5 protein-coding genes are annotated in these 6,494 nt (G+C 47.2%); all 5 read left to right on the top strand.

Features of this window, described 5'->3' with window-relative positions; all coding sequences use genetic code 11:
* The first annotated feature begins 96 nt into the window (after positions 1 to 96).
* Entirely contained in the window at positions 97 to 813 is a 717-nt protein-coding gene (locus tag IBX50_RS15795) for an acylneuraminate cytidylyltransferase family protein (RefSeq protein WP_292257256.1), read from the top strand.
* Between the two features lie 2 nt (positions 814 to 815).
* Positions 816 to 1,328, top strand: coding sequence for a hypothetical protein (locus tag IBX50_RS15790; protein WP_292257255.1), 513 nt, complete (start codon positions 816 to 818; stop codon positions 1,326 to 1,328).
* Between the two features lie 8 nt (positions 1,329 to 1,336).
* Positions 1,337 to 4,843, top strand: coding sequence for a hypothetical protein (locus IBX50_RS15785; RefSeq protein ID WP_292257254.1), 3,507 nt, complete (start codon positions 1,337 to 1,339; stop codon positions 4,841 to 4,843).
* Between the two features lie 99 nt (positions 4,844 to 4,942).
* Positions 4,943 to 5,821: a flagellin gene (locus IBX50_RS15780; RefSeq protein ID WP_292257253.1), complete on the top strand. Its 879-nt coding sequence runs from the start codon at positions 4,943 to 4,945 to the stop codon at positions 5,819 to 5,821.
* Between the two features lie 141 nt (positions 5,822 to 5,962).
* Entirely contained in the window at positions 5,963 to 6,424 is a 462-nt protein-coding gene (locus tag IBX50_RS15775; protein ID WP_292257252.1) for a flagellar protein FlaG, read from the top strand.
* Positions 6,425 to 6,494: the final 70 nt, after the last annotated feature.

The raw sequence follows: 6,494 nt of genomic DNA, 5'->3' as shown, positions 1-6,494 counted from the left end.
GCGGTGTTAACATCTACTCACTGAAAGACTACTGGCTGGATATAGGTCGCATGGATGACTTCAATCAAGCACAAACTGATGTCAGCGAGTTATTTAATGCCTGATTTTACACATAAAACACTGGCCATCATCCCTGCTAGGGCAGGCAGCAAACGTTTGCCGGGTAAAAACACCTTACCGCTTGCTGGTAAGCCTTTGATTCAATGGAGCATTGATCTCGCAAGAACCTCAAAAGAGATCAATCTGGTGGCTGTGACCAGTGATGATCCAGACGTTCTGCAGCTGGCAGCATCCAGTGACTGCATTGTTATCCGCCGTCCTGCTGAGCTGGCCAGCGATACAGCCAGCACATTTGATGTGATCAGACACACACTGGATGAACTTAAAAAACAAGGTATTACACCTGAACAAACCTTGTTGTTGCAACCCACCTCGCCACTTCGCAACCGTGAAGATATAGAAGCGGGTTTCAGGTTAATGGCAGAAAAACAAGCCAGCAGCATCATCAGTGTCTGTCCGGCTGAACACTCCCCGCTCTGGTGCAATACATTGGATGACAACCTGAGCATGGCAGAATTCCTGCCCGACACAGTGCTTAATCAACGCAGCCAGGATCTCCCACAGCATTACCGTCTGAATGGTGCTTTTTATCTAGCAAAAACACCATTACTGCTTAAACATCAGAGCTTCTTGATACCGAACAGTTTTGCACTGGTAATGAAACAAGAGCGCTCCATTGATATCGATACAGAGCTGGACTTTTTATTCTGCCAGACACTCATTCAGCACCAAAGAACACTACAGAAGGAATAAATATGAGCATACCTGACTACACTTCAGAAGAATTTGCACAACTGGTTGGAAGCAAAACCTTCTGTGGCCCTAATGCATGGAAGCGCTTAATGAGCTGGCTTGCAGTGGATCAGCCTTTCAAAGATTTTATGCAAGACTGGACTAACAGTATTGCTCCTGTAATCCACCTTGAGGTTGCTCCCGAACAACTGCCAAACATCCAAGGAGTGCTCGAACACCACTTTGATCACCTTTATCCTGCACAATTCATTTTAAGGTTATGCCAGCTGACCGACGAAAAAAGGAAGCACTGGTTAATGACTGCATTAAACACCGAGCAGCAGGAAATTCTCTTCCACTGGTTACGAGATAGTCAAATTGATGCAGAAAAAGGTTATATCGCTGATCACTGGCAGGAGGCACTTAACGCAGATGAGTTTGTTTATGAAGGCACTCCCCTGTACGGCGCTTTGACATCCGAAATTTTCAGAGAAATCAGCAAACTGACAGGCTCAAATATCAAACGGATACGCTAGGAATCACCATGAAAAGAAAGGCCGTTATTTCCACCCTGCTTGATCGACAAACCCTGCTGCTTGAAGGACTACTCAAAGAATACCCTGTTGACATCATTACTCCAAAACAGTTTGCTGATCAGAACCAGCTGCTTGCAAACAAGTATGGAGTGCAGTGCCACGTCATTGAGTACCAACTGTCTGATGAAGAAATAAGCAATGAAATCAAAAACAAAGAAACGGCATTCAACCAGCGACTGGATGCGAGTGTAGAAGACATTCAGCAGTGGTTAAAAAAGGAGCAGCTCCCTCACCAGATAGCTGAAGTCATACAGAGCAAAGCCAAAAGTCGCACAGCAAAAATTCTTACTCTGTATATGGGACTCAACAAGCTGAAGGCAAGCCATGACATCTTGGCGCTGGCAGTCAATCAAGAATACATGATCCATGAAGCCACGCTTGTACAGTGGGCGAAATACAATGAAGTCCCGTCTATTCATTTTTGTCATAGCCCTTACATTGCCAGAAATCTAGGCTCCATCCGGCATTTTATCAGTGACCACTTAACCCTCACCACTGAGCGCTGCAAAGAAACCTTGGATGATCTCAATACGGGCAAAGGGCAGAGGCACGTCACCGGCATGGTCAACTGGGATGCTTACAGAAGCATCAACACTGCTGAACTTGAAGCATTAAAAAGCCAGCTTGAGATTCCTGCAGATGCCTTGGTCATCAGTTATTTCACCACCTATGCTGTTCATGAAAATGCAACATCAGATCCCCTTACCTATGAAAAAACGCTGGATGCCTTCATGGACGCAGCAGCAGAAGTCAATAAAAATACTGATCGAAGCCTGTTTTTTATTGTTAAGGATCGGCCCTCCGGCACCAAGTTCAGCAAAGAACAGGTACACCACAAGGCAAAGCGGCTAGGAATTTCTGATAATTTTGCTTACATCTTTGATCGACCGGAAAAAATTGTTCTGATATCCGACATCACAATCTCACCCGGATCCAGCATTGCAGTTGAAAGCATGGCAATGGGTAAAGCCACTGTTGAACTGGTTTCCCGACAAGTCTTTCTCGGTGGGCTGCTTTTTTCAGCTGATGATGGTGTAGTGCAATGTGATGCCAAAGGCCTGCATAATGAGCTCTATGCCCTGATTCACAATGATATCAAAAGAACAACACTGGCTGATAAATCAGCCAGTAATCTAAGACTTGTTGAGGAAACACAGCAACTAGAGGCGACTCACAAAAGCCTGGCTAAACTGCTGGAAATTATCGGTGAAACGGAACACGCCGAACGCATCAGAAACGATCCACAGTTTTATGATGCCCTGGATACAGCAGGAGAAGATCATCGATTTATTGTTAACAGTGCCTTCCAGTCGTGGCGCGCCAAAACCCAGCCTGATGAGCTGACTGGCCAATTGATGGGCGAGCGCTACAATCAATGGAAAAAACATCCGACATTTCATCTTGTGCTTGTTCTGGATGAATCCCTGTTCGAGGCTCTGGCAACAACCCTGGATAGTCTAGAGCTGCAGATTTACCCTCATTACGGCTTGTCTATACTCAGCTCAGCTTGCTGCCCGATCGATACCCTTCATCAGGCTGGCAACATTCAATGGATACAAACACCCAAACCCTTTGAAGACATCAACCCAGTCATTCGCGAGGTGGAGGCAGACTGGATCATGCAACTCTGGCCCGGTGATGAACTGCACCCACAGGCGCTGTTCAACCTTGCCGATTATGCTGATCTAAATAATGACTGGTTAGCCATTTATGGTGATGAAGCCCTGCTGCAACAGGGTGATGAAGAAATGTCCGATGATGAGTCCAGATTCGGCGCTAATCAGCCAACCGATCCTATTTTCAAACCTGATTTCAATCTGGATCTTCTGCGATCAACCGACTATGTCAGTCGCGCCACAGCTTTTCGCAAAGATGCTTGGGAGGCAATGGAAGGCTTTGCTCCCTTTGCCTATCGACAAACAGAAGACTTGGTGTTTCGCATTGCTGAACGCATGACTCTGCCCGCCATAGGACATATCCCGAACATTCTTGTCAGTCGATCAGTGTTCACTGCGGCTATGCAGCAAAGTGAGGATCATGAAAAACTAGGTGCCTTAATTCGTCAACAGCATCTAACCCGGTGCGGATTTTCACGAGCAAGGGTACAACCGGGTCTTCATCCAGGTATCTACAACACACGTTATTTTCCTGAAGATACGGCTCCAGCAGCGGATTTTTTGCTGCCCACTCCAAAACTCACACAAGCACTCGCCGACTGCCTGATATCTCTGGCTGAAAACACGGCACTTAAAGATATCAGACCTTATATTGCTGTACCCGCTGAACAGCAAGAGTTCCAGGAATGGTGGCAAAACAAAAACATACCGCTTCCAAACGTACAGCTGGTAACTTTAGCCAGCTGGCAGGGTGAGGCCGATGCTTTACAGAGACTGATCTCCGCGTCCAGCTCAGATGTGTTTGTATTGGCTTCCAGCCAGTTGCGCTTTGTTCAGAGCAACTGGTTGGAAACACTGCTGGATCAGCTGCAGCGGCCTGATGTAGCCATGGCAGCACCCCGACTGGTTTCTTCAAAAGCCACTATTGTCAGTGCCGGGCAGATACTCGGCAAGGATGGACTAATTGGTGATCTATACAGTGACTTTTTTCTTGAGCAGGAGGTCACTGGCTTGCCCCGCGCCTGGTGTGAGCAGAGTTTTAATGCACTCCACCCGGCCTGCCTCGCCATCAAGCGGAAAAAGTATAACGAAATCGGAATGCTGGATCCTGAATTCAAAACCCGACTGGCTGTCAACGACCTACAAATCAGAATGTGCATTGCAGGCCACAAACTCATCTGGTCACCGCTGAGCTCTGTTGCACTAACCGGAAGAAACAACTACCTGCAAGTAGCCGGTACAGACCGCACTCTATTCAAACAACGCTGGTTTAACCTGCTCATCACTGATCCGGCATTCAATGCCAACCTTGCTTTACGTGATTCAGGCTTGGAGGCTGATATACTTCTTGCAGGTAAATGGCATTTCACCCATCACCAACGCCCCAGAGTATTAGCTTGTATTTTCGATCCATCACCCCGTCACACTCAGATCACAAAAAAAATCTCAGGCTTTTTACAAGAAGGTGAGAAAAAAGAATGGCTGCAGATCCAGCGTTATGGCTTTCTGAGTGGCGGGCAGACTCTGCCTCTGTCGGCTACAGAAGTTGCACGTTTACATCCTGACCTCTGTATTTATAGCGGTAACCCGGATGCTCATGTGGCCTGTATCAAGGATCTTGCTACTTATACACAAATCAAGCAGTGGGCACTTCTGACCAGCACACTGGATCTTGAAGCTTGGCAAAATTTACAAGACAGCCTGACTGGCTGGCTGGTGACAGATCCGAAGCTCTACAGCAAAATCAGCGACCCACTGGAAAAGGTTTTGCTGGCTGAAACGATGGATGAAATCAAACCTGAACGTGTTGAATTGTGGCTGGAACAAGTATTTGAGTAGTTTTTTAAAAAAGCACAAAAAAAACCTAAAGCATTTTCCTCATTCGCCGATAAGCTCATTGTCCCCGGACATACTTTCTTAAGTTTAAGGAGTTCTACCATGTCTCTAGTAATCAACACTAACGTTTCTGCACTGAATGGCGCCCGTAACCTGGCCAACACTCAGGCTCAGCAATCACAGACTTTTAACCGTCTGTCTACTGGTTTGCGCATCAACTCTGCCAAAGATGATGCTGGTGGCCTGTACTTGGCTCAGGCGCAAACCAAGGATATTCGTGGCCTTAACATGGCTACTCGTAATGCGGGTGATGGCATCTCTCTGGCTCAAACTGCGGAAGGTGCACTGGATCAGATCACCTCCAACCTGCAGCGTATCAACGAACTGGCCATCCAGTCCGCCAACGGTACATACAACACCGCAGCCCGTGGTGGTTTACAGAAAGAAGTTGACCAGCTGACTCAAGAAATTACCCGCATCATCGAAACCACCGAGTTCAATGGTCAGAAACTGCTGAATGCTTCTGCTGAATCTTTAACCATGCAGGTTGGTTTTGACAATGATTCTGCTTACCAGGTTAACGCTGGCCTATCCGGTGGTTTGGCTGGTGTTTTGAGTGCAAATGTCAAAGGTGGCACTGCTCTGGCACTGATCACCGCTGGCGGTCTGGACGGCACTGCAACCATCGACATCACCACTCAAACTGCTGCTCAGTCTGCTATCAGCCTGACTCGTAACATGATTGACGGCATCTCCACTGAACGCGCCACCTTCGGTGCGGTGATGAACCGCTTTGAAGCCGTTATCTCCGGTAACCAGATTTACTCTGAAAACCTGCAAGCTTCTCGTAGCCGTGTTCAGGATGCTGACTTCGCTGCTGAAACCTCTAACCTGGCCAAACAGCAGGTTCTGCAGCAGGCGGGTGTTGCTGCTCTGGGTCAGGCGAACGCTTCCTCTCAGGTGGTGCTGGGTCTGCTGTAAGCATTACTTACTGCTTAACCCTCAGAACGCCGGGATTTCCCGGCGTTTTTTTGTCTAAATTTTGATCAATACTCTAAAGTTGTTGCTTTTGCTGCCGATAGCTATGCTTAACAAAACCAGTTAGGTAACGAGGCAAAGGTTATGACCTCAGAAATTCTTAATCCCAGCCATGTTTCAACGGCCAGCGCGGCCAATCTACCTGGAAGCCAGGTAAACAAAACCACTGGCAATTCAGTTTCAGAGCGGCCTGTTGATGAGGCTGAAAAATCAGCCGCAGCCACATTGGAAGCCAAATTGCTCCAGCTCGAACAAGCCAAAGAGCATGCAGCTGAGTCTAAAGAGCAACAACAAGATCAGACGAGTATTAAGCCTCTCTCTGCAGAAGAGCTTAGAGACATGCTGGATGAGATTAACAGCGCTTTGTACTCTCAGAATCGTGCACTGAAGTTCGAGCTTAATGATAAGACCGAAGACTTGGTTGTGCGTGTCATGAATACCAAAACTGACGAAGTCATCCGGCAGTATCCATCAGAAGAAGTGCTGGCTTTAAAAGCACGACTGATGGATGGTGAAACTCAGTTTTTCTCCACTCAGGTTTCCTGAGCCGAACAGATAAAGAGGATTAAATTATGTCTGGCATTAGTTTTATGGGTGTTGGCTCCGGCTTACCAGT

Source organism: Marinospirillum sp. (assembly GCF_014859565.1).
Note: the sequence above shows the minus strand (reverse complement) of the source record. Positions and strands in the feature narration are given on the sequence as shown.

Coding starts and splice junctions, on each gene's coding strand:
- IBX50_RS15785 (WP_292257254.1), top strand. CDS start 1,337: ATGAAAAGAAAGGCCGTTATTTCCACCCTGCTTGATCGACAAACCCTG.
- IBX50_RS15780 (WP_292257253.1), top strand. CDS start 4,943: ATGTCTCTAGTAATCAACACTAACGTTTCTGCACTGAATGGCGCCCGT.
- IBX50_RS15775 (WP_292257252.1), top strand. CDS start 5,963: ATGACCTCAGAAATTCTTAATCCCAGCCATGTTTCAACGGCCAGCGCG.
- IBX50_RS15795 (WP_292257256.1), top strand. CDS start 97: ATGCCTGATTTTACACATAAAACACTGGCCATCATCCCTGCTAGGGCA.
- IBX50_RS15790 (WP_292257255.1), top strand. CDS start 816: ATGAGCATACCTGACTACACTTCAGAAGAATTTGCACAACTGGTTGGA.